Origin of the sequence: Halomonas sp., from assembly GCF_033549285.1 — a bacterium.
In the GTDB taxonomy this organism is placed as follows: domain Bacteria; phylum Pseudomonadota; class Gammaproteobacteria; order Pseudomonadales; family Halomonadaceae; genus Halomonas.
Map to the genome: position 1 here is coordinate 96,609 of NZ_JAWSUJ010000001.1, position 26,471 is coordinate 123,079.

At 69.7% G+C, this 26,471-nt stretch carries 23 protein-coding genes; 11 read left to right on the forward strand and 12 right to left on the reverse strand.

Going from position 1 to position 26,471, the window contains the following annotated elements:
- Positions 1–6 precede the first annotated feature (6 nt).
- From purH to dsbD, 7 genes are all read right to left on the reverse strand, one after another.
- Positions 7–1,587: a bifunctional phosphoribosylaminoimidazolecarboxamide formyltransferase/IMP cyclohydrolase gene (purH, locus tag SCI24_RS00475; protein ID WP_318723409.1), complete on the reverse strand. Its 1,581-nt coding sequence runs from the start codon at positions 1,585–1,587 to the stop codon at positions 7–9.
- Between the two features lie 81 nt (positions 1,588–1,668).
- The gene (gene fis, locus SCI24_RS00480) at positions 1,669–2,007 is read right to left on the reverse strand and encodes a DNA-binding transcriptional regulator Fis (RefSeq protein ID WP_318723410.1); all 339 of its coding nucleotides are present in this window, start codon (positions 2,005–2,007) and stop codon (positions 1,669–1,671) included.
- Positions 2,004–3,062, reverse strand: a complete 1,059-nt coding sequence (gene dusB / locus SCI24_RS00485) for a tRNA dihydrouridine synthase DusB (RefSeq protein WP_318723411.1) — start codon at positions 3,060–3,062, stop codon at positions 2,004–2,006. Before dusB ends, fis begins: the two co-directional genes overlap by 4 nt.
- An 82-nt stretch (positions 3,063–3,144) precedes the next feature.
- On the reverse strand, positions 3,145–4,068 hold the full coding sequence (gene prmA, locus SCI24_RS00490) for a 50S ribosomal protein L11 methyltransferase (protein ID WP_318723412.1): 924 nt from the start codon (positions 4,066–4,068) through the stop codon (positions 3,145–3,147).
- A 230-nt stretch (positions 4,069–4,298) separates the two neighbouring features.
- Positions 4,299–5,639: an acetyl-CoA carboxylase biotin carboxylase subunit gene (accC, locus tag SCI24_RS00495; protein ID WP_318723413.1), complete on the reverse strand. Its 1,341-nt coding sequence runs from the start codon at positions 5,637–5,639 to the stop codon at positions 4,299–4,301.
- 39 nt (positions 5,640–5,678) lie between these two features.
- A complete protein-coding gene (gene accB, locus SCI24_RS00500; RefSeq protein WP_318723414.1) occupies positions 5,679–6,137 on the reverse strand; it encodes an acetyl-CoA carboxylase biotin carboxyl carrier protein in 459 nt (152 codons plus the stop codon).
- A gap of 204 nt (positions 6,138–6,341) precedes the next feature.
- Entirely contained in the window at positions 6,342–8,234 is a 1,893-nt protein-coding gene (gene dsbD / locus SCI24_RS00505; RefSeq protein ID WP_318723415.1) for a protein-disulfide reductase DsbD, read from the reverse strand.
- Positions 8,235–8,441: 207 nt separating this feature from the next.
- On the opposite strand from dsbD, the gene SCI24_RS00510 reads away from it, so the two are divergent.
- On the forward strand, positions 8,442–9,908 hold the full coding sequence (locus SCI24_RS00510; protein ID WP_318723416.1) for a DUF2333 family protein: 1,467 nt from the start codon (positions 8,442–8,444) through the stop codon (positions 9,906–9,908).
- A 91-nt stretch (positions 9,909–9,999) separates the two neighbouring features.
- On the opposite strand, the gene ppa is transcribed toward SCI24_RS00510, so the two are convergent.
- On the reverse strand, positions 10,000–10,530 hold the full coding sequence (gene ppa / locus SCI24_RS00515) for an inorganic diphosphatase (RefSeq protein WP_106230354.1): 531 nt from the start codon (positions 10,528–10,530) through the stop codon (positions 10,000–10,002).
- 295 nt (positions 10,531–10,825) lie between these two features.
- Here ppa and SCI24_RS00520 point away from each other — a divergent pair, with 295 nt between their 5' ends.
- Positions 10,826–12,481, forward strand: coding sequence for a protein kinase domain-containing protein (locus SCI24_RS00520; protein WP_412928711.1), 1,656 nt, complete (start codon positions 10,826–10,828; stop codon positions 12,479–12,481).
- 212 nt (positions 12,482–12,693) lie between these two features.
- Here the strand turns inward: SCI24_RS00520 and SCI24_RS00525 are convergent, their stop codons facing one another.
- Positions 12,694–13,953 carry a 6-phosphofructokinase gene (locus SCI24_RS00525; protein WP_318723418.1) on the reverse strand — a complete coding sequence of 420 codons (1,260 nt, stop codon included), beginning with the start codon at positions 13,951–13,953 and terminating at the stop codon, positions 12,694–12,696.
- Positions 13,954–14,160: 207 nt separating this feature from the next.
- On the opposite strand from SCI24_RS00525, the gene mpl reads away from it, so the two are divergent.
- The 3 genes from mpl to SCI24_RS00540 are packed head-to-tail and all read left to right on the forward strand — an operon-like array spanning position 14,161 to position 16,782.
- Positions 14,161–15,555, forward strand: a complete 1,395-nt coding sequence (gene mpl, locus SCI24_RS00530) for a UDP-N-acetylmuramate:L-alanyl-gamma-D-glutamyl-meso-diaminopimelate ligase (RefSeq protein WP_318723419.1) — start codon at positions 14,161–14,163, stop codon at positions 15,553–15,555.
- Positions 15,545–16,162 (forward strand): flavin prenyltransferase UbiX, encoded by a 618-nt coding sequence (locus tag SCI24_RS00535; RefSeq protein WP_318723420.1) that lies wholly within the window; start codon positions 15,545–15,547, stop codon positions 16,160–16,162. Before mpl ends, SCI24_RS00535 begins: the two co-directional genes overlap by 11 nt.
- Positions 16,159–16,782 (forward strand): LysE family translocator, encoded by a 624-nt coding sequence (locus SCI24_RS00540; RefSeq protein WP_318723421.1) that lies wholly within the window; start codon positions 16,159–16,161, stop codon positions 16,780–16,782. Before SCI24_RS00535 ends, SCI24_RS00540 begins: the two co-directional genes overlap by 4 nt.
- Before the next feature lie 129 nt (positions 16,783–16,911).
- Here SCI24_RS00540 and SCI24_RS00545 read toward each other — a convergent pair whose 3' ends face one another.
- Genes SCI24_RS00545 through SCI24_RS00555 form a run of 3 tightly spaced genes read right to left on the reverse strand, consistent with a single transcriptional unit; the run spans position 16,912 to position 20,152 of the window.
- Positions 16,912–18,315: a bifunctional DedA family/phosphatase PAP2 family protein gene (locus SCI24_RS00545; protein WP_318723422.1), complete on the reverse strand. Its 1,404-nt coding sequence runs from the start codon at positions 18,313–18,315 to the stop codon at positions 16,912–16,914.
- A gap of 42 nt (positions 18,316–18,357) precedes the next feature.
- The gene (locus SCI24_RS00550; protein ID WP_318723423.1) at positions 18,358–19,293 is read right to left on the reverse strand and encodes a diguanylate cyclase domain-containing protein; all 936 of its coding nucleotides are present in this window, start codon (positions 19,291–19,293) and stop codon (positions 18,358–18,360) included.
- Entirely contained in the window at positions 19,286–20,152 is an 867-nt protein-coding gene (locus SCI24_RS00555; RefSeq protein ID WP_318723424.1) for a hypothetical protein, read from the reverse strand. Before SCI24_RS00555 ends, SCI24_RS00550 begins: the two co-directional genes overlap by 8 nt.
- Before the next feature lie 97 nt (positions 20,153–20,249).
- Here SCI24_RS00555 and SCI24_RS00560 point away from each other — a divergent pair, with 97 nt between their 5' ends.
- The 6 genes from SCI24_RS00560 to rodA all read left to right on the forward strand — a co-directional run bounded on the left by SCI24_RS00560 (position 20,250) and on the right by rodA (position 26,445).
- On the forward strand, positions 20,250–21,557 hold the full coding sequence (locus SCI24_RS00560) for a glutamate-5-semialdehyde dehydrogenase (RefSeq protein ID WP_318723425.1): 1,308 nt from the start codon (positions 20,250–20,252) through the stop codon (positions 21,555–21,557).
- A gap of 59 nt (positions 21,558–21,616) precedes the next feature.
- Complete coding sequence (gene nadD, locus SCI24_RS00565; RefSeq protein ID WP_318723445.1) at positions 21,617–22,246, forward strand: nicotinate-nucleotide adenylyltransferase; 630 nt, start codon at positions 21,617–21,619, stop codon at positions 22,244–22,246.
- Positions 22,247–22,323: 77 nt separating this feature from the next.
- On the forward strand, positions 22,324–22,692 hold the full coding sequence (rsfS, locus tag SCI24_RS00570; RefSeq protein WP_318723426.1) for a ribosome silencing factor: 369 nt from the start codon (positions 22,324–22,326) through the stop codon (positions 22,690–22,692).
- Positions 22,689–23,156 carry a 23S rRNA (pseudouridine(1915)-N(3))-methyltransferase RlmH gene (gene rlmH, locus SCI24_RS00575; RefSeq protein ID WP_318723427.1) on the forward strand — a complete coding sequence of 156 codons (468 nt, stop codon included), beginning with the start codon at positions 22,689–22,691 and terminating at the stop codon, positions 23,154–23,156. The genes rsfS and rlmH overlap by 4 nt, the downstream gene beginning before the upstream one ends.
- Before the next feature lie 218 nt (positions 23,157–23,374).
- The gene (mrdA, locus tag SCI24_RS00580) at positions 23,375–25,282 is read left to right on the forward strand and encodes a penicillin-binding protein 2 (protein ID WP_318723428.1); all 1,908 of its coding nucleotides are present in this window, start codon (positions 23,375–23,377) and stop codon (positions 25,280–25,282) included.
- Between the two features lie 2 nt (positions 25,283–25,284).
- A complete protein-coding gene (rodA, locus tag SCI24_RS00585) occupies positions 25,285–26,445 on the forward strand; it encodes a rod shape-determining protein RodA (protein WP_318723429.1) in 1,161 nt (386 codons plus the stop codon).
- The last annotated feature ends 26 nt before the right edge of the window (positions 26,446–26,471 follow it).

Consider the following 26,471-nt stretch of genomic DNA (forward strand, 5'->3'; position numbering starts at 1 on the left):
GGTCGCTCAGTGCCGGAAGTGGCGCATCCCGGTGAACACCATGGCGATGCCCGCCTCGTTGGCGGCGTCGATCACTTCCTGGTCGCGCATGGAGCCGCCGGGCTGGATCACGGCGGCGATGCCGGCCGCCGCCGCGGCATCGATGCCGTCGCGGAAGGGGAAGAAGGCGTCACTGGCCATCACCGAGCCGGGGACCGAGAGGCCCTCGTCGGCGGCCTTGATGCCGGCGATCTTCGCCGAGTAGACCCGGCTCATCTGGCCGGCGCCCACGCCGATGGTCTGGCCATCCTTGGCGTAGACGATGGCATTGGACTTGACGTACTTGGCCACCTTCCAGGCGAAGGCCAGGTCGCGCATCTCCTGCTCGCTGGGCACCCGCTCGGTGACCACGGTCAGCTCGTCACGCCCCACCATCCCCAGGTCGCGATCCTGCACCAGCAGGCCACCGGTGACCCGCTTGAAGTCGTGGGCGTGCTCGCGCTCGCCGGGCCACTTTGCGCCGACATCGAGCAGTCGCACGTTCTTCTTCTCGGCCACGATGGCGAGCGCCGCCTCCTCGATCCCCGGGGCGATGATCACCTCGACGAACTGGCGGTCGACGATGGCCCGGGCGGTCTCGGCGTCCAGCGGCACGTTGAAGGCGATGATGCCGCCGAAGGCGCTGGTCGGGTCGGTGGCGAAGGCCTTCTCGTAGGCCTCCCGGGGGCTGGCGCCCACCGCCACGCCGCAGGGGTTGGCATGCTTGACGATCACGCAGGCGGTGTCGGTGAAGGCCTTGACGCACTCGAAGGCGGCATCGGTGTCGGCGACGTTGTTGAAGGAGAGCGCCTTGCCCTGCAGCTGGGTCGCGGTGGCCACGCTGGCCTCACTGGCATCGGCCTCCACGTAGAAGGCGGCATTCTGGTGGGGGTTCTCGCCATAGCGCATGGCCTGCTTCTTCTCGAACTGCAGGTTGTAGGTGCGCGGGAAACCGTCCTCGCCGCCGGGTACCCGCTGTCCCAGGTAGTCGGCGATGGCGGCGTCGTAGCCGGCGGTGTGCTCGAAGGCCTTGACTGCCAGGTCGAAGCGGGTGGCATCAGACACGGCGCCATCCCCGGCGGCGATCTCGCCCAGCACCCGGGCGTAGTCGCCGGCATCCACCACGATGGTGGTGTGGGCATGGTTCTTGGCACAGGCGCGCACCATGGTGGGGCCGCCGATGTCGATATTCTCGATGGCGTCCTCCAGGGTGCAGTCCGGCCGTGCCACGGTGGCCGAGAAGGGGTAGAGGTTGACCACCACCATGTCGATGGGGTCGATGCCGTGCTCCGCCATCACCGCATCGTCCTGGCCGCGCCGGCCCAGGATGCCGCCGTGGATCTTCGGATGCAGCGTCTTGACCCGGCCGTCCATGATCTCCGGGAACCCGGTGTGCTCGGAGACCTCGGTCACGTCGATGCCGTTCTCCTGGAGCAGGCGGAAGGTCCCGCCGGTGGAGAGCAATGCGATGCCCTGCTCGACGAGGCCGCGGGCGAAGTCGACGATGCCGGTCTTGTCGGAGACGCTGATCAGGGCGCGGCGAACCGCGGCGGAGGAGGCTTGAGCCATGGGGGTCACTCTTCTGTCGGTGGTGGTGAAGGTAGCGGCGGGAAAGCGAAGGGAGTGCCACGGACTCCCTCGGGGGAGCGGTCAGATCAGGCCATAGTGCTTGAGCTTCTTGCGCAGGGTGCCGCGGTTGAGGCCGAGCATCTCGGCGGCGCGGGTCTGGTTGCCCTGGGTATGGTCGAGGACCGAGGAGAGCAACGGGGCCTCGACCTCGGCCATCACCATGGCGTAGAGGTCGCTGACGCTGCTGCCGTCGAGATGGTCGAAGTAGCGGGCCAGCGAGGCCTCCACTGCCTCGCGCAGGGGCCGGTCGTCCGACGGGCCCGGTCGCGCGCCCTCGCTCAGCATGGCGAGGTCACGGGAGGCCCGGGCATCCAGCTCGGGCAGCGCGGCATTCTGGTCAAAGGATTGGCTGCTGGTCATGCGGCACAGATTCCATCCGGTGCCACGGCCCGGGCAATGCGACCCGGGGTCGCGGCGGGGTCGTGACGAAAGAGTTCATCGATGAAGCGGCGCTGGGCATGGCGACTCTCCAGGCCATTGAAGGTGGCCCGCAGGGCACGTCGCCCGGCGTAGTCGAAACGTCCATCTCCGGCCAGGTACCAGCCGAGATGCTTGCGTGCGATGCGCACCCCCAGATGCTCGCCGTAGAAGCCATGCAGCGCCGCCAGATGGTCGCGAAGGACCTCGGCGCGCTCCCCATCCCCCGGTGCGGCAAGCCGCTGGCCATGGCGCAGGTAGTGGTCGATCTCGCGGAAGATCCAGGGGTTGCCCTGGGCGGCGCGGCCAACCATCACCGCATCCGCACCAGTATAGTCGAGGACGCGGGCGGCCTTGGCGGGAGAATCGATATCGCCGTTGGCGAATACCGGGATGCCCACGGCGGCCTTGATGGCGGCGATGGTGTCGTACTCCGCCTCGCCGCCGTAGCGCTGCTGGCGATGGCGGCCATGCACGGCCAGGGCCTGGATGCCGGCTTCCTCGGCGATGCGGGCGACCCGCACGCCGTTGTTGCTGTCGGCGCACCAGCCGGTGCGGATCTTCAGCGTCACCGGCACGTCCACCGCGTCGACCACCGCCGCGAGGATCTCGGCCACCAGGGTCTCGTCGCGCAGCAGGGCGGAGCCCGCCGCCTTGTTGCAGACCTTCTTGGCCGGGCAGCCCATGTTGATGTCGATGATCTCGGCGCCCATCTCGGCATTGAGGCGCGCCGCCTCGGCGAGCATCTGTGCGTCGCCACCGGCGATCTGCACGCTGCGCGGGCCCGGCTCTCCGCGGTGGTCCATGCGCAGCCGGGACTTGCGAGTATGCCAGAGGCCGGGGTCCGAGGTGACCATCTCGCCCACCACCAGGCCGGCCCCGAGGCGGCGACAGAGCGTCCGGAAGGGGCGGTCGGTGACCCCGGCCATGGGCGCCAGGACCACCCGGTTGGGGAGCTGGTGGCGGCCGATGCGGGGCAGGGGGCGAGAGTCGGACATGGTCGGGGTCGCTGGCGTCAGGGGCTGCATATCATACGCCCCCGGTCGGCGTTGGTGAACCGCTACTCAAGGCGAATGCCTGTCAGGGGCGGCGCCCTGCGGATCGCCGCCCGGAAAGTCGCACCCAGCCCTCGCGGACCTCCGGCTCGTCCATGACCAGGCCCTGTCCGCGGTAGGCCTCGAGGACCGCCTCGGCCTGGCCCTCGAGGATGCCCGAGAGGGCCAGGCGGCCCCCCGGTGCCACGCGGCCGGCGATCTCCTCGGCGAGCTCCACCAGGGGCCCGGCGAGGATATTGGCGACCACCAGCGGGAAGTCGCCCGGCTCGAGCTGCTCGGGATAGCAGAGCCGGAAGTCGGCCTCAGCCACGCCGTTGCGCTCGGCATTGTCGCGGCTGGCCTGCAGCGCCTGGGGGTCGATATCGGTGCCGGTGGCCCGCCGGGCCCCGAGCTTGAGGGCGGCGATGGCCAGGATGCCCGAGCCGCAGCCCACGTCGAGCACCGCCAGGCCCTGCAGCTCGCCGGCCACCGACAGGCCGTCGAGCCAGGCCAGGCAGAGGGCCGTGGTGGGGTGGGTGCCGGTGCCGAAGGCCAGCCCCGGGTCCAGGTGGAGGTTGACGGCGTCAGGCTCCGGCGGGGCGTGCCAGCTGGGCACGATCCACAGCTTCTCGCCCATCCGCAGTGGGTGGAAGTCGTCCATCCACTCGCGTTCCCAGTCACGGTCGGCCAGCAGCTCGACCTCGACCTCGGGGCAGGGCTCCTCGGGAAACTCGGCAGCCCAGGCCTGGCGGACCCGGTCGAGCATCGCATCAATGCCCTCCAGGTCGTCGTAGAGGCCGGTGAGCACCGTCTCGTCCCACAGCGGGGTGGTGCCCCGCTCCGGCTCGAAGACCGGGTCGTCGAAGGCGTCCTGCAGGGTGATGGCGGTGGCGCCCTCGGCGAGCAGCAGTTCCTCGAGGAGTTCGGCGTGCTCGGGGGCGATGCGGGCCTTGAGTTGCATCCAGGGCATGGGACGTTCCGTGGTCGCTAGGAGAGTTGAAACCAGTGCCGGGCTGATGTCGTCGCTTGGGCTGGCAGCGAGGGGCGCCGGGGACAGGCCGAAGAGGGGGTCCTATGCCAGGGATGGCATCGGTAGCGCCCAAGGACGGGTTCACAGCGCCCCCTCGAAGGCCTGTCGACGGATCAGCCCCGAGCACTTCCGCGCACGGGGCTGAATCACTTGGGTATGAAGCGGGAGAGTTACAGCCCCAGCTTCTTCTCCAGGTAGTGGATATTGACGCCGCCCTGCTGGAAGTAGCCGTCGCGCACCAGGTCCTTGTGCAGGTCGGTGTTGGTCTTGATGCCTTCCACCAGCAGCTCGTCCAGGGCGTTGCGCATGCGGATCAGCGCCGTCTCCCGGTCCACGCCCCAGGTGATCAGCTTGCCGATCAGCGAGTCGTAGTGGGGTGGCACGGTGTAGCCCGTGTAGACATGGGAGTCCATGCGCACGCCGAGCCCGCCGGGCGGGTGGTAGAGGGTCACCTTGCCGGGGGAGGGCATGAAGGTCCGGGCATCCTCGGCGTTGATGCGGCATTCGAAGGCGTGGCCGGCGAGCTTGACGTCCTCCTGTCGGACCGACAGCGGCAGACCCGAGGCGATGCGCAGTTGCTCGCGGACGATGTCCACGCCGGTGACCATCTCGGTGACGGGGTGCTCCACCTGGACCCGGGTGTTCATCTCGATGAAGAAGAACTGGCCGTCCTCGTAGAGGAACTCGAAGGTGCCGGCGCCCCGGTAGCCGATGGTGATGCACGCCTCACGGCAGGCCTCGAGGACCTCGGCGCGGGCGGTCTCGTCGATGCCCGGGGCGGGAGCCTCCTCGATCACTTTCTGGTGGCGGCGCTGCAGCGAGCAGTCGCGGTCATAGAGGTGGATGGCATTGCCCTGGCCATCGGCCAGCACTTGCACCTCCACGTGGCGCGGGTTCTCGAGGAACTTCTCCATGTAGACGGTGCCGTCGCCGAACGAGGAGTAGGCCTCGGTGCGGGTGACGTTGACCGCCGAGAGCAGGTGCGCCTCGGTGTGCACCACGCGCATGCCGCGACCGCCGCCGCCGGCGGCGGCCTTGATGATCACCGGGTAGCCGATGCGCTTGGCCACGGCGAGGATCTCGCCCTCGTCGTCACCCAGGGGGCCGTCGGAGCCGGGTACCGTCGGCACGCCGGCCTTCTTCATCGACTCGATGGCGCTGACCTTGTCGCCCATCAGGCGAATGGTCTCGGCACGGGGACCAATGAAGATGAAGCCGGAGCGTTCGACCTGCTCGGCGAAGTTGGCATTCTCGGAGAGGAAGCCGTAGCCGGGGTGGATGGCACTGGAGTCGGTGACTTCCGCGGCACTGATCAGCGACGGGATGTTCAGGTAGGAGTTGGCCGAGGACGCCGGCCCGATGCATACGGCCTCGTCTGCCAGGCGCACGTGCATGAGCTCGCGGTCGGCCGTCGAGTGGACCGCCACCGTCTTGATGCCCAGCTCCTTGCAGGCGCGCAGGATGCGCAGGGCAATCTCGCCGCGATTGGCGATGAGGACCTTGTCCAGCATTAGGAATCCGCCAGTTGGTGAATGATGAGGACGGGGGCGTCAGGCGATGACGAGCATCGGCTGGTCGAACTCGACCGGCTCGCCATCCTCGACCAGGAAGGCCTCGATCACGCCGTCTCGGTCGGCCTCGATCTGGTTCATCATCTTCATCGCCTCGACGATACAGATGGTCTCACCCTTCTTGACGCTCGAGCCGATCTCGACGAAGGCCTTGGAGCCGGGTGCCGGCGAACGGTAGAAGGTGCCGACCATCGGCGAGTTGACGGTATGTCCCTGGTAGGCGGGCGCGGCATCGGCGGCGGGCTCGGCAGACGGTGCCGGCGCCTGCTGGGTCGCTGCAGCCGGTGCCTCATAGGGCTGCGGCATGGGCGCCTGCCAGTTGGTGCCGTTGGGGTGGCGGCTGATGCGGACCGATTCCTCCCCTTCCTGGATCTCGATCTCGCTGATGTTGGACTCTTCGAGCAGCTCGATCAGCTTCTTGACCTTGCGGATATCCATGACGTTGTCTCGACCGGTGGGGTTGGGGGTGATCCGGGGTGCTGTCAACCCCGGCCAACTTGCAATAGATCGCGGCAAGATAACGTGTCTTGATGCATCTATTGACCATGAAAGAGCAATGAGGCCGGAGTCTGCCGAAAATCGACAAGGATGTCCAGCCGTGCAGGAACACTGTTCGAGCGGCGCTCAGGGTGTGTCGCGGGTTCAGCCTTGCCGGCTCTCCAGCCAGTCCAGCACCCCCTCCAGGTGGCTGGCCAGCTGGGGGGCATTCACCTCGCCCTGAACGCGGGCATCGCGCAGCTCCTTGCCGCCGTCGAAGAACAGCAGGCTGGGCGGGCCGAACAGCTGGAAGTGATCCAGCACCTCGCGGCTGGTGGTGCCACTGTCGGTGACGTCGACGTTGATGCGCCGGAAGTTGGCCAACTGGCCCGCCACCTCGGGTGCCGGGTAGACATCGCGTTCCATCACCTTGCAGGAGATACACCACTCGGCGGTGAAGTTGACGAAGGCCGGCTCCTCGCTCTCGGCCAGCGAGGCCTGCAGGGCCTCGAGGTCCTCCACGGTGGTGACGTCCCGGGCGACGTCGGCCGCCTCACCGGCCCCGATGCCGGCCACCGGGTTGGCGGGTGCCAGGGGGCGCAGCGGGTCCTCCCCGCCGCGGGAGGCGCCGATTACCAGGGCGATGCCCCAGGCCAGCAGCATCAGCCCCGCCGCCTGCCGGACCCGCGGCCAGCCCTGGGCCTGGTTGACGGTCAGTGCCCCCAGGGCCAGGGCGCTGCCGATGGCCAGTCCGGCCCACAGCAGCAGGGCGATGCTGCCCGGCAGCAGCCGCTCCACCAGCCAGATGGCGACCCCCAGCAGCAGGATGCCGAAGGCGGCCTTGACGCCATTCATCCAGGCGCCGGAGCGGGGCAGCAGTGTAGTGCCGAAGGTGCCCACCAGCAGCAGCGGCACGCCCATGCCCAGGGCCAGCGCGAACAGCGCGGCCCCGCCCATCAGCGCATCGCCGGTGGTGGAGATGAACACCAGGGCGCCGGCCAGCGGCGCCGAGACGCAGGGCGAGACCACCAGCACCGACAGTGCCCCGGCCAGGGCCAGGCCGGCGGGGCCGCTGCGCTGTGCGCGGGCCTGCCAGCCGTCGATGCGGCCGGCCAGCCTGGACGAGAAGCGCAGGTCGAAGGCGCCGAACATCGCCAGGGCGAAGACGGTGAAGAGAACGGCGAAGGTGATCAGCACCGGGGCCGACTGCAGGCGGGCCTGGAGGTTGAGGCCCGCCCCGAACAGGCCCATCAGCACCCCCACGGCGGCGTAGGTCAGCGCCATCCCGGCCACGTAGCTGGCCGAGAGGGCGAAGGCCCGGGGGCGGGTCGGGTGCTGGCCGACGATGATCGAGGAGAGGATCGGCACCATGGGCAGCACGCAGGGGGTAAAGGTCAGTCCCAGGCCGGCAAGGAAGAAGAGCCCGAGGACCAGCGGCAGGCTGGCTTCGGCCATCAGGGTGCGGAAGCGGCCATCCTCGCTCTGGGGGGCAGCGCCTGGGGCCCCGCCGCCGGTCGCGGCGACGTCGCGGCCGGACGCCTCGCTGGCGGCAGGCGTCTCGCCACCGGATGTGCCCGTATCATCGCTCGGTGTCCAGCCGGCGAAGGTGGCCGGCGCCTCGCCCTCGGGGGCGGTCAACTCCACCCGTTCCGGCGGGTAGCAGAGCCCGGCATCGGCGCAGCCCTGGAAGGTCAGGGTGATGTCCAGTGGGCCCTGGTGGCCCGGCGCGACGGGCACCTCGAAGACCACGCTGTCATAGAAGACATTGACGTCGCCCAGGAACTCGTCGCTCTTGGCCAGCCCCGGGGGGAGCGCGGGGTCCCCCAGATCGAGACCCTCCACCTCGGTCTCGACGGCAAACTGGTGGCGATAGAGGTAGTAGCCTTCGGCGTTCTCGAAGCCCACATGGAGGGTCTCGCCATCGTGCCAGGCGCTGGGCTGGAAGGCCTCCAGCACCGGCAGAAAGGCCTCGTCGTCATCCTGGGAGAACCACTGGGCCTGGGCCCCCAGGGGCAGCAGCAGCGTGATCAGCAGGGTGAGTCGCAGGGCGGTCGGCACGGCACTTCCTTGATTGCGGTGAACTTGGTGGGTGGCACGGCGTGAATTGGACCCCGTTTCTCTAAGCCGGGTTCCGTCCATCGGCGTCGAGGCCAAGGTCCTGCTAGGATATCGCAGTAGCAGGGGGCTGTTGATGGCATCCCGCCTGGGAGGCTGCGCCGTATTGTCGCGTCGCCGCACGCTTTCATCTTCAAAGGGAACCTGACCATGGCGTTGTCGCATAAGGGTGCCGCCAGGCGCCGCAGCCGGACCGAGGTGCTCGAGCGCCCGGAGTATGGCTGGATCTGGAAGCCGTTGCTGGTACTGCTGGTCATCTATCTGGTGGTGTGCCTGGGGCTGGGGATCTGGTGGAGCCGGACCCCGGCAGGCTTCGACGTGGAGCAGGCCGTCGCCGAGCAGCGTGGCGCGGCGTCGGGCAGCCCGGCGGCCCGAGGTGCCGTGACCACCGCCGGCCTGATGACCCTGGTCGAGACCCTGCTCGAGAAACCGGGGGGTTACCTGCGCAACGACATCGCCCCGCCCGGGCTGTGGCTCGACAACATGCCGGCCTGGGAGTTGGGCGTGCTCGACCAGGCCCGCCGGCTCGCCAGGTCCTTGCCGGCCATGGAGCAGTCTTCTGCCCCGGTGCTGGAAGGCGTGCAGGAGCGCCTGATGGGGGACAGCCGCGACTGGCTCTACCCCTCCACCGAGAAGCGCCTGGAGCAGGCCCTGGAGGAGCTGGGCGACTACCTCGCTGCGCTCGGGGAGGGCGGTGACGCCGGCTTCGGTGACCAGGGGGAGGGCCTCGCGGCCTGGCTCGAGGCGATCACCGGGTCGCTGGACGACCTGGGTTTGCGGCTCTCGGCGAGCATCGGCAGCCGCGATGAGCTGCGCGACCTGGATATCGATGCCGAGGCCCTGCCGACCCGGACGCCCTGGTATCGGGTCGACGAGGTCTTCTTCGAGGCGCGCGGCCAGGCCTGGGCGCTGATGCACCTGCTCGAGGCGGTACAGCGCGACCAGGCCGACGTGCTGGCCTCGGCCGGGGTCACCGAGCGCTGGGAACAGCTGGTGGCCGAGCTCCAGCGCAGCCAGCGCCGGCTGTGGAGCCCGCTGGTCCTCAACGGTTCGGGCTTCGGCATCTTCGCCAACCACTCGCTGGTGCTGGCCAACCACATGGTGCGTGCCCGGGACCTGGCGAGGCAGGTCAGCGAGGGCCTGGACGAGGTGACGCCTGCCCCGACCCCTACGGCCAGTGAGCCGCCGGTGGTGGAGGTGGAGCGCAGCGAGGATGCCGCCGAAGAGGCGCCGGCTGACCAGGGCGAGGCCCAGATGCCCGCCGCCCCCGCCGAGGAGGGCGTCGCCGACGAGGGTGCCGCTGACGCGGACGCTGCCGAGGCATCCGAGGACGCGGCACCCGCCGAAGGGGCGGAGCCGGCTGGGGAGGAAGCCGCCGATGAACCGGCCGTCCCACAGCAGGCCGACGATTCCGGCGAGGGCGGCACGGCCTCTTCCGAAAGCGAGCCGCCGCCCGCCGAGGCGGGCAGCGAGGACGCCTCGGCCGACGATGCCGCCGCGACCGACGGCGATGCGACCAAGAGTGAGCAGATGCCCCCCGACGCCGCAGAGGATGGCAGCGACGAGGCCACCGCAGACGAAGGTGCCATCGCCGAGGGCGAGCAGCCGGCGAACTGAGGACAGCCGCTATCCCTGAAACGACAACGGGCCGCCCAGAGGGGCGGCCCGTTGTCGTTCAGGCGGTCGGCCGAGGTCGGTTGGCCTGGGCTCAGGCCTTCTCGTGGGCGGCCACGGCCTTCTCGATGGCCTTGCAGGCCGCCTCGGAGCCTTCCCAGGACTCCACCTTGACCCACTTGCCCTTCTCGAGGTCCTTGTAGTTCTCGAAGAAGTGGGCGATCTGCTGGCGCAGCAGCTCGGGCAGGTCGGTGACCTCATGGACGTCGTCATAGAGGCTGGAGAGCTTGGGATGCGGGACACACACCAGCTTGGCGTCCTCGCCGGCCTCGTCGGTCATGTTGAGGATGCCCACCGGGCGGGCACGGATCACGGCGCCGGGCTGGACCGGGTAGGGGGTCACCACCAGGGCATCCAGGGCATCGCCGTCGTCGGCCAGGGTGTGGGGGATGAAGCCGTAGTTGGCCGGGTAGAACATCGGGGTGGCCATGAAACGGTCGACCAGCAGTGCCCCCATGTCCTTGTCGATCTCGTACTTGATCGGCGCGTGGTTGGCCGGGATCTCGATCGCCACGTAGACGTCGTTGGGGAGATCCTTGCCGGCGGGGATGTTGTCGAAGTTCATCGTCGCTTCCTTGGGTTGGCAATAATGAGGCTTGGCGAATCGGGCAGGCGCAAAATCCGCCGAATTATACGAAGCCGAGGCGGGGATTACCAATGGGCCTTAGGTTGGAGGCCTTGCCTTTGGTCGATGGGCGAGCCGGCGGGGCAGGGTGTATCATGGGTCTCCGATGGAAGGCGCCGGCCACCGGCCGGTGCATCGCGTCGACTCCGAGGAGACTGCCTTGACACCCGTGCAACTGTCACTGAGCTACGGACAGGCGTTCGTCGCGCCTGATCGGCGGCGGCATCGCAGCTCGATGTCGGTGCGCTTCCCCGAGCCCCCCTTGCTCGCGGCGAAGGGCGCCTGCGCCCTGATCAGTGACTCCACCCTGCGCAACAACCTGGCCAAGCAGGCGGGGGATCTCAGCGTCAAGGGCTTCCTGGCCGACTACTTCTCCACCCCCGACCACTGGGACGTCAAGACCTCGGCGACCCGCGTGCTGCGGGCCTTGAACGCCTGGTGCTTCAGCCAGAACCGCCAGATGTCGGACGGCAGCTATGTGTCCTCGCTCTCCGCCATGGTCTACCGGGGACGCGAGGCACACCTCTTCCATATGGGGGACACCCTGGTGTTCCGCCTGCGCGGCGCCGAGTTCGAGCAGCTCTCCCGGGATCATATCACCGATCTGGGCGGCTACCGCTATCCCTCCCGGGCCATGGGCATGGACAGCGGCCTGGAGATCGATTACGCCAGCATGCCGCTCAAGCAGGGGGACATCTTCCTCTTCACCACCCAGGCCGTACAGGGCACCCTGATGCCCTCGGACTATGTGCGGCTGATCCGCGAGGATGCCAGTGACCTGGATGCCGCCTGCGAGCGCCTGGGCGTGGCGGCGCGTGAGCGGGCCCAGGAGCGGGGGTATGGCGGCGACCAGTTCTGCTTCCAGCTGGTACGCATCGACGCCCTGCCCGATGAGGCCTCGGAGGACAAGCCCGGCCGGGTCTACGGCGACCTGCCGATCCCCCCGGAGCTCTCGCCCGGTGATCGCCTCGACGGTCTCGAGGTGCTGTCGGCGCTCTCGCGCACGGCCCAGTCGCGGGTCTATCACGTGCGCGACCTGCACAGCGGGCGCGAGATGGTGATGAAGGCGCCGAGTCCCGAGCTTTCCAGCCGCAATGCCTATCTCGAGCACTTCCTGCTGCAGCAGTGGGTGGTGGAGCGCGTCAAGTCGCCCTTCGTGGTGCGCATCATGGAGCCCTCGCGGCCGCGGCGCTTCCTCTACTACCTGATGGCCCACGTCAAGGGCGAGACCCTGGCAGAATGGGCCAGGCGCCACCCGCAGGCCAGCCTCGAGCAGCGCCTCGACATTGCCAACCAGTTGGGCAAGGCGGTGCAGGCGCTGCACCACCGCGACCTGCTGCACCAGCGGATCCACCCCGACAATGTGCTGATCGATATGCATGGTCAGGTGGTGCTGGCCGATTTCAGCGCCTGCCACCTGCGTGACGTGGACGGCCACCGCCGCTCCCGCGATCTGGTTCGCCAGCTCGGGCTGACCGAGCACAGCGCGCCGGAGTATGCGCTGGAGGATGATGTCGGCCGGCGCAGCGACCAGTACTCCCTGGCCTCGACCATCTACTGGCTGCTCACCGGCGAGCTGCCCTATGCACTCGCGCCGAACCGGCTGCGCAGCCATACCGACCTGGAGCAGCTGGCCTATCGCAGCGCCCGCACCCTCAACCCGGAGGTGCCCGTGGCCCTGGACGATGCCCTGCGCCGGGCCCTGGATCCCCAGCGTGCGCTGCGCTTCCGGCGCATGTCGGAGTTCCGTCGTGCGCTGCGCCCGCCGCGGGACCCGGCCCGTGACGCGGGAGAGGGCGGGTCTCGCAGGTCGGGGGAGCCAAACCGCTTCTGGCAGGGGGTGGCGGGCATCCTGCTGTTGCTGCTGGTGCTCTCCTGGTTGTTGCGATAACGCCCTTCGGGCAGCTTCAAGCTACAAGCACCGAGCGCCGAGCAGTCTGGTGAAGGCGGTAAGTCGCGAGATCGTGCCGAGAACAAAAAAGCCCCCGCCGGAGTTGATACCGTGCGGGGACTCGTTGGCAACGCTGCTAGCGCCGATCTTTCATCATTGGCTGCTTGGCTGCTTGGCTGCTTGGCTGCTTGGCTGCTTGGCTGCTTGGCTGCTTAGATCTTGAATTCCGGCAGCTTGCGCTCGACCCGGGCCAGCTTGAGGTGCGCCACCTTCGGCAGGCCGTTCTCGAAGGGCGGGAAATCCTCGCCCTGGATCAGCGGCGACAGGTACCGGCGACAGGCCTCGGTGATGCCGAAGCCATCCTCGCGGATGAACTCCCGCGGCATGAACTTCTCGCGGTTGGCGACCTCGGCCAGCGGAGCCGCCTCGATGCGCCACTCGTAGGGGGTCTCGCTGACGCGCTTGATCGCCGGCATCATGGAGTTCTTGCCCTCGATGGCCAGCTCCACGGCCTTCTCACCCACCGCGTAGGCCTGCTCGACGTCGGTCCTCGAGGCCAGGTGGCGGGCGGCGCGTTGCAGGTAGTCGGCCACGGCCCAGTGGTACTTGTAGCCCAGATCCTGCTTGACCATGCCGGCCAGGGTCGGCGCCACGCCGCCCAGCTGGCGGTGGCCGAAGGCGTCGGTGTTGCCGGAGTCGGCGAGGAAGGTGCCGTCCTCGTAGCGCGCGCCCTCGGAGACCACGATCACGCAGTAGCCGTACTTCTTGACCGACTCCTCCACCCGGGCCATCACCCTGGCGCGGTCAAAGTGCACCTCGGGGAAGATCACCAGGTGGGGCGGCTCGCCCTCGCCCTGGCCGGCCAGCGCCCCGGCGGCGGCGATCCAGCCGGCGTGGCGGCCCATCACCTCGAGCACGAAGACCTTGGTGGAGGTGGCGCACATCGAGGCGATGTCCAGCGAGGCCTCCAGGGTGGAGGTGGCGATGTACTTGGCCACGCTGCCGAAGCCCGGGGAGTTGTCGGTGATCGGCAGGTCGTTGTCCACGGTCTTGGGCACGTGGATGGCCGTCAGCGGATAGCCGAGCTTCTCGGAGAGCTGCGAGACCTTGAGGCAGGTATCGGCGCTGTCGCCGCCGCCGTTGTAGAAGAAGTAGCGAATGTCGTGGGCCTTGAAGACCTCGATCAGCCGCTCGTACTGGGCGCGGTGGGACTCGATGTCCTTGAGCTTGTAGCGGCAGGAGCCGAAGGCGCCGCCGGGCGTGTGGCGCAGGGCGGCGATGGTCTCGTCCGATTCCTGGCTGACGTCGATCAGGTCCTCGGTGAGGGCGCCGATGATGCCGTTGTGGCCGGCAAAGACCTTGCCGATCCGGTCCGGATGGCGGCGGCAGGCTTCGATCACGCCGCAGGCGCTGGCGTTGATCACGGCGGTGACGCCGCCGGACTGGGCGTAGAAGGCATTGTGCTGGGCCATGGGGCTTACCTGTTCCTGGTCACGTCGAGGGTTCCGAAAGCCCGTGAGTCTAGCCGAAAGTGGCATTGGCTGCACCCGCGTGCCCCCCAGGCCCAAGTCGCCTTGGGCGCAGCGGGCGACGGTGGCGGCTGGAGCGCGCCGAGGGCGCCATGCTAGTCTCGCGCAGGTCGCGCCGCGGCTGGCGGCGAAAAGATTCCCGGAGAGCGCATGCACCTTCATATTCTCGGTATCTGCGGTACCTTCATGGGCAGCCTGGCCCTGCTGGCCCGAGAGATGGGCCTCACCGTCAGCGGCTCGGATGCCAACGTCTACCCGCCCATGAGCACCCAGCTCGAGGAGGCGGGCATCGCGCTGTGCGAGGGGTACTCGGCGGACAACCTCTCGCCGCGGCCGGACCGGGTGGTGATCGGCAATGCCCTCTCCCGCGGCAACCCCGAGGTCGAGGCGGTCCTGGACCAGGGGCTGCCCTACGTCTCGGGGCCCGAGTGGCTGGCCGAGGAGGTGCTGCCGGGGCGGCGGGTGATCGCCGTGGCCGGTACCCACGGCAAGACCACCACGGCGAGCCTGCTGGCCTGGCTGCTGGAGTCCGGCGGCCAGGCGCCGGGCTTCCTGATCGGCGGGGTACCGCGCAACTTCGGCATCTCGGCGCGCCTCGGCGCCCACGATGCCCCCTTCGTGGTGGAGGCCGACGAGTACGACACGGCGTTCTTCGACAAGCGCTCCAAGTTCGTCCACTACCGCCCCGAGATCGCCATCCTGGGCAACCTGGAGTTCGATCACGCCGACATCTTCGACGACCTGGGCGCCATCGAGCGGCAGTTCCATCACCTGGTGCGTACCGTCCCCGGGCGGGGCCGTCTGCTGGTGGCGGATGGCGAGCCGGCCCTGGACCGGGTGCTCGAGATGGGCGCCTGGACCCCGGTGGAGCGCTTCGGCACCCAGGCGACAAGCCCCTGGCGGCTTGAGCTCGAGCGCGAGGATGCCTCCCGCTTCCGGGTGATCCATGAGCGCCACGATGGCGAAGCCGAGGTGAACGAGGATGCGGTGGTCGACTGGGCGCTGACCGGTGCCCACAATGCCCGCAACGCCCTGGCCGCGCTGGCGGCAGCGAGCGCCTGCGGGATCGATCTGCCGCGCGGCGCGGCGGCCCTGTCGCGCTTCGCGACCCCGCGGCGTCGACAGGAACTGCGCGGCGAGGTGGCGGGCATCGAGGTGATCGACGACTTCGCCCACCATCCCACGGCGATCGCCGCCACCCTGGAGGGGCTGCGTGCCGCGACGCCGCGCGGGCGGCTGCTGGCGGTGATCGAGCCGCGCTCCAACACCATGCGGCTGGGGACCCTGCGCGACCGGCTGGCGGCAAGCGTCGCCGCCGCCGATGCCGCCTTCTGGTTCCAGCCGCCGGGGCTCGACTGGTCGCTGTCGCCGGTGCTCGAGGCGAGCCCGGTACCGGCCCGGCTGCTCGACGACCTCGATGCCCTGGTGGCGGCCCTGGTCGCCGAGGCACGACCCCTGGATCGCATCGTGGTGATGTCCAACGGCGGCTTCGGCGGCATCCACGAGAAGCTGCTGGCGGCGCTGGAGGTGGCCCATGCCGACTGAGCTGCGTGACCCGGTCACGGTGGCCCTGACCGGCGCCTCCGGGGCGCAGTATGGCCTGCGGCTGATCGAGGCGCTGGTGGCGGCCGACCACCAGGTCTGGGTGATGATCTCCAAGGCCGCCCACCTGGTGATCGCCACCGAGACCGACCGCGAACTGCCGGCGCGCCCCGCCCGGCTGGCCGAGGTCCTCACCGAGCGCAGCGGGGCGACGCCCGGCCAGATCCGCTGCTTCGCGCGGGAGGACTGGATGGCGCCGGTCGCCTCCGGGTCCGGGGCGCCCTCGGCCATGGTGATCTGCCCCTGCAGCACCGGGACCCTCTCGGCGGTCGCCACCGGGGCCAGCAACAACCTGATCGAGCGCGCTGCCGACGTGGCGCTCAAGGAGCGACGCAAGCTGGTCCTGGTACCCCGCGAGACCCCGTTCTCGGCGATCCACCTGGAGCACATGCTCGCCCTGACCCGCATGGGGGCGGTGATCCTGCCCGCGGCGCCGGGCTTCTACCACCAGCCGACCTCGGTGGACGACCTGGTCGACTTCATCGTGGCGCGGATCCTCAACCAGCTGGGGGTCGCGCATCGCCTGATGCCCCGCTGGGGCGAGGCATGATCCCGCTGTCGGTGCTGACGGTCTTCGTGCCGACCTTCCTGCTGGTCTCGCTCACCCCCGGCATGTGCATGACCCTGGCCATGGTGCTGGGCATGACCCAGGGCGTGAGGCGCACCCTGTGGATGATGATCGGCGAGCTGGTGGGTGTGGGCCTGGTGGCCTTCGCCGCCGGTGCCGGGGTGGCGGCCCTGATGCTTCGCCAGCCCGAGCTCTTTGCGCTGTTCAAGTGGCTGGGCAGTACCTACCTCGGCTATCTGGGGGTGATGATGTGGCGTTCCCGGGGACGCATGGCGATCCCTCAGACCCTGGAGGCGGGGCCGCCTGCCGCCCGGGGCCAGCTGGCCCTGCAGGGGCTGGTCACCGCAGTGGCCAACCCCAAGGGCTGGGCCTTCTTCATGGCCCTGCTGCCGCCCTTCCTGGATGCCTCGCGCCCGCTGGTCGGCCAGCTGCTGGCGCTGATCGCGGTGATTCTCTCCATCGAATTCCTTTGCCTGCTGCTCTATGCCACTGGCGGGCGCACCCTGCGCCGGCTGCTCGGCGAGAGCGGCAATGTGCGGCTCCTCAATCGCGTCGCCGGGAGCCTGATGGTCGGCGTGGGGCTCTGGCTGGCCCTGGGGTAACCCGAAGCCATAAGCAGCCAAGCAGCCTTGAGGTCATGACGGCCGATGCCATCATTCTGCTCGGCGCTCGGCGCTCGGCGCTCGGCGCTCGGCGCTCGGCGCTCGGCGCTCGGCGCTCGGCGCTCGGCGCTAGACCAGCGGCAGCCAGGCGATGCGGGCCGCGACCAGCACCAGCGACGCCACGCCCAGCAGGTGCCAGGGGCAGGGGGCGAGGCGCAGGCGCGGATGTCGCTGCCAGGCCAACTGTACCAGCGCACAGACCACCAGGCCGAGCAGGGCGCCGCCGATCAGGTCGCTGAGCCAGTGCACGCCGACCAGCAGGCGTGACAGGGCCATCGGCAGGATCACGGCAATGGCGGCCCAGTAGGCCAGGAAGCGCCTGCCGTAGGGCAGCTCCCGGCTGGCGAAGGCCGCGGCCATGCCGAACAGCACCACCGCGGTCGAGGTGTGGGCGCTGGGGTAGGAGAGCGAGTCGGCCAGGTGGGCGGGCGTGTCCGGCCGCGCCCGGCCGATGGTCGCCTTGAGCAGGGTGTTGAGCAGCGCGATGCCGGCGAGCCCGCCGCCGATGTGCCAGAAGGCCGCCCGGTGGCGGCGCCGCAGCAGCCAGGCTGCCCAGGGCAGGGTCAGGGCGAGCACGCCCAGCAGGTCGCCGGCCCTGGCCATCACCTCCCCGAAGGCGTCCAGGCCAGGCAGCGCGAGGTTCCCCATCAGTCCCGCGAGACGCAGGTCCATGGCCAATGGCCCCTGGTGGTGGATCACCACCAGGGTCCAGGCCGAGAAGGCCGCCAGGGAGAGGATCAGCAGCAGCCAGGAGGCCAGGGGCGGCTCCTCCTCGTGGGGTGGGGCGAGCAGCCGCCAGAGGCGCCGGCCCAGGGGCGTGCGCCGCGACAGCCAGGCGAGGCCGCGGTAGGCGAGCCCGTCGCGGGTCACCAGGTGACGGCACCAGGAGAACACCACGGCAAGAATGACCACCAGCACGCCCAGGGCGACCAGCCAGGGCTTGAGGCCCTCGGGCAGGTCCAGCAGTTGCTGCCAGGTGCGCCCCAACAGGAAGCCCGGCAGCACGTAGGCGGGTGCCCAGAGCAGTGCCGAACCCAGGTTGGCCCAGGTGAAGGTGCGGGGCGACATCCTCAGCATGCCAGCGATCAGCGGCACCACCGGTCTCACCGGCCCCACGAAGCGGCCCAGGAAGACCGACAGCGGGCCGTGGCGCTGGAAGAAGCGGGCGCCCCGCGCGAGCCATTCGGGATGTCGCGACAGCGGCCACAGGGAGGTCACCCGCTCGCGCTGGGTGTAGCCGAGCAGGAAGCTCAGGCCGTCGCCGGCCACCGCGCCGAGGAAGGCCGCGCCGAGCACCGGACCCACGGCCAGCTCCTGGTGGCCGGCCAGGGAGGTGGCGGCGGTCATCAGGACCACCCCCGGTACCAGCAGCCCCACCAGCGCCAGCGATTCCACCAGGGCGATGACGGCGATGATCAGCAGCAGCAGCTCCGGGGAGGGCGACAGCTGGAAGAGGGTGTCGGCGATGCTCAAGAGGTGCTCCGTTGCCGTGCCGTGCGCTCGCGGTGCCGCGGCTCAGCCATCGGCCAGGGACTGGCTGACGGCCTGCAGGCGTTGCTCGAATCGTTGCCGGGACTCTCCCGGGCGAGGCCGGCAGAGGCGCAGCCGTGCCTCCAGCGGGCCGGTCTCCATCAGGGTGGCCTGCTCGAGGGCCTGGCCGAGCCGCTGCTGCACCAGCAGGGCGCCGCTCTCGGTGGTGTCCGGCAGCACCAGCCAGAAATCCGCCGGGCCCTCACGGCCCAGGATGTCGTGGTCGCGACAGCGGCTGGCGACGGACTGGCAGAGGACGTCCAGCAGGGCCTGTCGCGCCCGCGCACCGAACTGCTCCTCCGCCATCTCCAGCTGGGGCAGGTGGAGCAGCAGCACGGCCAGCGGCTGGCCGAGCAGCGCGGCGCGTTCGGCCTCGCTGGCCAGCCGTTCGTGCAGGGCCTCGCGTCCCACCGCCGGGCACTCGGGGTCGCGAGGGTCGGTGGCCCGCAGCAGGGCATGCTGGCGGACCTGTTCCCAGGGGACCAGGGCCGCCACCACCACCAGCGTCAGGTAGCCCAGCAGCATGTTCCGGTCGAGCTCGCCATTGCCGAGCAGGGCCAGCCAGACCGGTGTCAGCGCCACGTTGAGCAGCATGGCCGGGCCCAGCGGCAGCAGCAGCAGGGTGAGGACCGGCGGCACCCCCACCCAGAGCGATGGCAGTCCCGACTGTCGGGGCAGCTCCACGGCGATCAGCAGGTAACCGCAGATCAGCACCAGATAGGCGGCCAGCCGCGAGTGATCCTCGCGCGTCACGCTCAGCAGGGTGGCCACCAGCATCAGCAGGGAGAGGGCGGCGGGGAGGGGGATGCGCTCGTACTCGCCCATCAGGTAGAGCCACAGGGCCATGCCCAGCAGCAGCAGCGCGCCGCTGGCGTACCAGGCCGCGAACAGCCGCAGGAAGCGGAATCGGCGTTCAGGCATCGCCGGCTCCAGTGACTTGTAGCCCTGCGACCTGTCGCGCCAGCGCCTGTTGCTCGTCTTCCAGCGACGCCAGGTCGGGCAGGGCGATCACCCGCGCCGGGCCTCGCGTGTCGAGATGGCGCCATAGCGCCTCGCGACGCTCCCCGGCCTCGCGGCGGTTGCGGCTGGTCAGGATCACCGCCAGGGTTCGCGGGTCGAGGCGGTAGCAGGGCTCGAAGCTGTGGGTCAGGCGGCAGAGCCGGTGGGCCAGGGACCAGCAGCGGTGTCGCGGGGCGTGCAGCAGCAGCAGTTCGGCATGTACCTCCTCGCGACGGCTGCGGCCCCGCTCGAGGGCGAGGTCCTGGTCCAGCCTGGCGCCGGGCCAGAGCGGCAGGCCGGGGACCAGTCGGGCTCGGCGCAGGCTGCTCTGGCGCAGCGCGCGAAGGTCGAGGGCCCGTGAGAGCCCCAGCAGCATCAGGGCGGCGAGCAGCAGGCCGGCCAGGGCCCACTGCTCGAGCCCCAGCAGCTCGCGCAGCGGCCACCAGGTGGCCAGGGCCAGCAGGGCCTCGAGCAGCAGGATCCAGCGGGGCTGGGGAAGCATCAGCAGCACCGCCCAGGCCCACAGCCAGGTAACGTGCCGCTCGGGATCCACCCACAGCAGGGCGGCGAGCAGCAGGCCGGGCAGCAGCTGCCAGGGCACGGTGGCGGGGCGGCGATGGTTGAAGGCGAGCAGCAGTGCGGTGACGGCCAGCCAGGTCGCGGCCAGCCACAGCAGCAGGGCCTCGGTCAGGGTCGTCGTGACGATGGCCAGCAGCGCCAGCAGCAGCGCCGCGACCAGCAGGTTGCCGCGCAGCAGTCCGACTTTGTACTTGGTCTGCATGGTGGCTTAGTATGATTCCCTTCCCGGTTTACGGCACAGTATAACGCCGGCAGCGCCCTTGTCGCGGCGTCGCCGGCCCCAGGAGACACGCAACGGCATGACAGCTCAAGCCTCCCGCTCGGACCACGACCCCGCGACCCCCGATATCGGCGATGTCGACGCCTACATGCAGCGCCTGGGGCAGGGCGCCCGCGAGGCGGCCACCCGGATGCGTCGCGTCGATACCGCGGCCAAGAATGCCGCCCTGCTGGCCATGGCCGAGCACCTCGAGCAGGCCCGGGGCGAGGTGCTGGCCGCCAACGCCCGCGACCTCGCCCGGGGGCGCGAGAGTGGCCTGGAGGCGGCGCTGCTCGACCGGCTGGCGCTGGACGACACGCGCCTCGATGCCATGATCGACGGGCTCGCCCAGGTCGCTGCCCTGCCGGACCCGGTCGGCGAGATCGACGGCCTGCGCTCGCGGCCCAGCGGCATCCAGGTGGGCCAGATGCGCGTGCCCCTCGGGGTGATCGGCATCATCTACGAGTCGCGTCCCAACGTCACCCTGGAGGCGGCGAGCCTGTGCCTGAAGTCCGGCAACGCGGCCATCCTGCGGGGCGGGTCCGAGGCACGCGACTCCAACGCCGCCATCGCCGCCTGCATTCGCGCCGGCCTGGCGCGGGCCGGCCTTCCCGAGGGAGCCGTCCAGGTGGTGGCCACCACCGACAGGGCCGCCGTGGGCCGCCTGATCAGCATGCCGGAGTACGTCGACGTGATCATCCCGCGTGGCGGCAAGTCGCTGATCGAGCGCATCACCCGGGAGGCGCGGGTGCCGGTGATCAAGCACCTCGACGGCGTCTGCCACGTCTATATCGATGCCAGTGCCGACCCCGACAAGGCCCTGGCCATCGCGGTCAATGCCAAGACCCATCGCTACGGCACCTGCAACACCATGGAGACCCTGCTGGTCGATGCGCCGGTGGCCGAGACCCTGCTGCCGACCCTGGCCCGCGCCTATGGCGAGCATGGCGTCGAGCTGCGCGGCTGCGAGCGGACCCGGGCGATCCTCGGTGACATCCTTGAAGCCACCGAGGCGGACTGGCAGGCGGAGTACCTGGCCCCGGTGCTGGCCATCCGCGTGGTCGATGGCATCGATGCCGCGATGGCGCATATCGAGCGCTATGGCTCGCGCCATACCGACGCCATCGTCACCGAGCACTATGGCCTGGCGCGCCGCTTCCTCGCCGAGGTGGACTCGAGCTCGGTGATGGTCAACGCCTCGACCCGCTTCGCCGACGGCTTCGAGTACGGGCTGGGTGCCGAGATCGGCATCTCCACCGATCGCCTGCATGCCCGGGGCCCCGTGGGGCTCGAGGGGCTGACCACCCGCAAGTACGTGGTGCTCGGCGACGGCCAGGTGCGCCGGTGAGCCTGACTGGCCTGCCCGTCAGGGCCGAGCGCGACCCGCCGAGCCCGCCCCGGGTCGCCATGCTCGGCGGCACCTTCGATCCGGTCCACCTGGGTCACCTGCGCAGCGCCGTGGAGCTTCGCGAGGCGCTGGCCCTGGATCGGGTGCACATGGTGCCCGCCGCCATGCCGCCGCTGCGCGGCGAGCCCCGGGTCTCGGCCGCCGACCGCCTCGCCCTGCTGCGGCTGGGGATCGGTGACACGCCGGGCCTGGTCGCCGACCCTCGGGAGCTCGAGCGTGAGGGTCCCTCCTACAGTGCCGATACCCTTGCCTCCCTGCGCCGCGAGCTGGGCGCGGATGCGCGCCTGGTAATGGCGCTGGGCCACGATGCCTTCCTGCGGCTGGCCGACTGGCACGAGCCGGAGCGGCTCTTCGCGCTGGCCCATGTCGTGGTGATCGATCGACCGGACCACCAGGCGGCGCTGCCCGAGGCGCTGGTCGACCTGCTGGCCGGGCGCGAGGTCGAGGAGGGCGAGGCGCTGATGGCCCGCCCCGCCGGGCGGCTGCTGCGCCTCAGGCTGCCATCGCGCATGGCGATCTCGGCCACCGAGGTGCGCCGGCGCCTGGCATCGGGCCTTAGCGTGCGCTACCTGCTGCCGGAGGCGGTGGAGGCGCATCTCCTGTCGCGGGGCCTCTATCGGCATGGCTGAGTGCTGCCCACGCGGGCGTCGAGCCGGTACAATGGGGGTGAGGATTTCCCGCTGACGAAGGGCTGACACGAAGGGCTATGCATATCGACGCACTCAAGACTCTGGTGATCGACGCACTGGAGGACCTCAAGGCCCAGGACATTGCCGTCCTGGATGTCTCACGGCTGACTAGCGTGACCGACCTGATGGTGGTGGCCAGCGGTACCTCCAGCCGCCATGTGGCGGCGCTCGCCGACCATGTGGTCCAGGCCGCCAAGGAGCAGGGCATTCCACCGCTGGGTGTCGAGGGGGAGAACGGCGCCGACTGGGTGCTGGTCGACCTGGGCAACCTGGTGGTGCACGTGATGCTGCCCGAGACCCGGCAGCTCTATGACCTGGAGCGACTCTGGGCCGACCTGCCAAGCGATGCGGAATCCCGTCTCGAGGAAGGGGTGCCCGGTTCATGAGGCTCCGCCTGCTGGCGGTGGGCACGCGCATGCCCGACTGGGTGTCGCGGGGTGTCGAGGAGTATCGCAAGCGCCTGCCCAGGGACTTCTCCCTGGAGGTGGAGGAGATCGCGCCGGGGCAGCGCGGCAAGAATGCCGATGTGACCCGGGCCATGGCCCTGGAGGCCGAGCGCATCCGGGGGCGCCTCAAGGGTGGGGAGCACCTGGTCGCCCTGGAGGTCGGGGGCAAGGCCTTGAGCACCGAACAACTGGCCCGGGAAACCGACGCCTGGCGCCTCGAGGGGCGTGACGTGGTGCTGCTGGTCGGGGGGCCGGATGGGCTGGAGCCGTCGCTCTCGGCGAGTGCCGACCAGCACTGGTCGCTGTCGCCGCTGACGCTTCCCCATCCGCTGGTGCGCATCCTGCTGGCCGAGCAGCTCTACCGTGCCTGGACCCTGCTGGTCGGCCATCCCTATCATCGCTGACGCCCGAGTTCTGCCCCGTCATCGCGGCAGACTCGCTGATCCAGTTGCGCTGAAGGCTCTTGTTCCAGGGCCGCTGAAGGCTCATGTTCCAGAGCCGCTGAAGGCTCTTTTTCCAGAGCCACTGAAAGGCTCTCTTGTTCCAGAGCAGCTGAAGGCTCTTCTTTTTCCAGGGCCGCTGAAGGCTCTTCTGCTCATTAATACCGAGGTCATCACCGAGCATGCGTCGGCGCCGCGAAACCCTGAAGAACCCGGAACAGGAGCTGCGTGTCTTCCGCATGCGCTCGCTGCTGGCCGTGCTGGTGGTGGTGTGCCTGACCGGGCTCCTGGGCGGGCGGCTGTTCTACCTGCAGGTGGTGCAGCACGAGGTCTACAGCACCCGCTCCGAGAAGAACCGGGTGCGGGTCGAGCCGCTGCCGCCCACGCGTGGCCTGATCTACGATCGCAACGGCGTGCTGCTGGCCGAGAACCGCCCTACCTACAACCTCACCCTGGTCCGCGAACGGGTCGAGGACCTCGATGCCACCTTGTCGCTGCTGGTCGACCTGCTGGAGATTCCCGAGGAGGAGGTCGAGGCCTTCCGGGTACGGTCCCGCCAGCGCCAGCGTCCCTTCCAGCCGGCACTGCTGATGAGCGACCTCGAGGAGCAGCAGATCGCCCGGCTCGCGGTCAATCGTCATCGCCTGCCTGGCGTCGAGGTGGAGGCCCAGCTGCTGCGCTACTATCCCGATGCCGAGACCATGGTGCACGCCCTGGGCTATGTAGGGCGGATCAACGCCGAGGAGCTCGCGGGCCTGGATTCGGGCAACTATGCCGGCACCCACTTCATCGGCAAGACGGGGGTGGAGCGCTTCTACGAGGACGAACTGCACGGCCAGGCGGGGCTGCGCAAGGTGGAGACCAATGCCCGCGGCCGAGTGCTGCGCGAGCTCGGTCACACCGACCCGGTGCCGGGCAAGGACCTGACCCTGACGCTGGACAGCGAGCTGCAGAAGCTCGCCGTGGAGCTGCTCGACGGCCGTCGCGGCTCCATCGTGGCGATCGCCCCGCCGAGCGGCGAGATCCTCGCCCTGGCGTCGGTGCCGGGGTTCGACAGCAACCAGTTCGTCACCGGCATCGACGTCGCCTCCTACCGGGCGCTGCAGGAGGACCTGGACCTGCCGCTCTACAACCGGGCGATCCGCGGTCACTATCCGCCGGGCTCCACCATCAAGCCTTTCCTGGCGCTGGCGGGGCTGGCCGAGGGCAAGATCACCCCCGACACCACCATCCGCGACCCCGGCTACTACCAGCTGCCCAACGACTCCCGGCGCTACCGCAACTGGCTGCGCTGGGGGCATGGCCGCGTCGATCTGGAACGCGCCATCGCCGTCTCCAACAACACCTATTTCTATTCCCTGGCCCATGACCTGGGCATCGATCGCATCCACGAGAACATGTCGGCCTTCGGCTTCGGTCAGCGCGTCGCCCATGACGTCCAGGGCGAGAGCGATGCACTGATGCCCTCACGGGACTGGAAGCGCGGGCGCTTCAACCAGCCCTGGTACCCCGGCGAGACCCTCTCGGTGGGCATCGGCCAGGGCTACTGGCAGCTCACCCCGCTGCAGCTGGCCACCGCCACGGCGGTGCTGGCCAACCGCGGCCAGTGGGTCAAGCCGCGCCTGGCCCGGCGGGTCGGTGACGAGCAGGTGCCCGTCGAACTGCCGGATACCCCGCCCGATATCACGCTCGGCAACGAGGGGTGGTGGGACCGGGTCTTCTCCGGCATGGAAAAGGTGGTCTCGGGCCATGAGGGGACCGCGCGGCGCATCGGCAAGGACCTGGAGTACCGCATGGCCGGCAAGTCCGGTACCGCTCAGGTGTTCTCCCTGGGCCAGGACCAGAAGTACAACGCCGACGAGCTCAAGGAGCGGCTGCGCGACCATGCCCTGTTCATGGCCTTCGCCCCGGTGGAGGATCCCCAGATTGCCGTGGCGGTGATCGTCGAGAATGCCGGCGGGGGCAGCACCCATGCCGCCCACCTGGCCAAGGCGATGATCGACGCCTGGCTGCTCGAGGACGAGGCCCCGGATACCGAGGAGGTGCGCGAGGTGCTCGAGCGCGAGGACGGCCGGGTGGCGGGGAACTGACGATGAGCTGGAGCGAGCTGACCCGTGGCCTGCGGGCCCATCCCGTGAAGCCCTCCCTGAGCGGCATCGCCCGGCGGCGCAGCCTCTGGGAGCGGATCCACCTGGACCCCTGGCTGCTCGGCATGCTTCTCGTGCTGATGCTGGCCGGTCTGGTGGTGCTCTACAGTGCCAGTGGCCAGCGCCTGCCGGTGGTGACGGCCCAGGCGATCCGCTTCGGCGTGGCCCTGGTGGTGATGGCAGGACTCGCCCAGCTCTCGCCGACGACCCTGCTGCGCTGGACGCCACCGGTCTACGTGGCCGGCGTGCTGATGCTGGTGGCCGTGGAACTGATCGGCGACATGGGCATGGGCGCCCAGCGCTGGCTGGTGATTCCCGGGGTGATCCGCTTCCAGCCCTCGGAGCTGATGAAGCTGGCCATGCCGATGATGGTCGCCGCCTGGCTGAGCCGCCAGCCGCTTCCCCCGCGCTGGCGCGACCTGGTGGTCTGCGCGGTGATCATCGGCCTGCCGGTGGTGCTGATCGCCAAGCAGCCCGACCTCGGCACTTCGCTGCTGGTCACCGTTGCCGGGGTCTTCGTGATCCTGCTGGCGGGGCTCTCCTGGCGCTTCATCCTGTTCTGTGGCGCGCTGGCGGCGGCCGCGCTGCCGCTGCTGTGGATGAACATGCACAACTACCAGCGCCAGCGGGTTCTGACCTTCCTCGACCCCGAGAGCGACCCGCTGGGCGCGGGCTGGAACATCATCCAGTCGACCACCGCCATCGGCAGCGGGGGCTTCTGGGGCAAGGGCTGGCTGCAGGGCACCCAGTCGCAGCTGGAGTTCCTGCCCGAGCGCCATACCGACTTCATCGTCGCGGTGCTCGGCGAGGAGTTCGGGCTGGTGGGGATGCTGGCCTTCCTGCTGCTCTACCTACTGATCGTGGGACGCGGGCTCTGGCTCGCCGGCGCCGCCCAGGAGACGTTCGGGCGCCTGGTGGCGGGCAGCATCATCCTGACCTTCTTCATCTATGTGTTCGTCAACGTGGGCATGGTCAGCGGCATCCTGCCGGTGGTCGGCGTGCCGCTCCCGCTGGTCAGCTACGGGGGGACCTCCAGCGTGACCTTGATGGCGGGTTTCGGTATTCTCATGGCCATTCATGCCCACCGCCGCCTGCTGCCGCGCTAGGCAGCATTCAGCATTCAGGGAGAGCA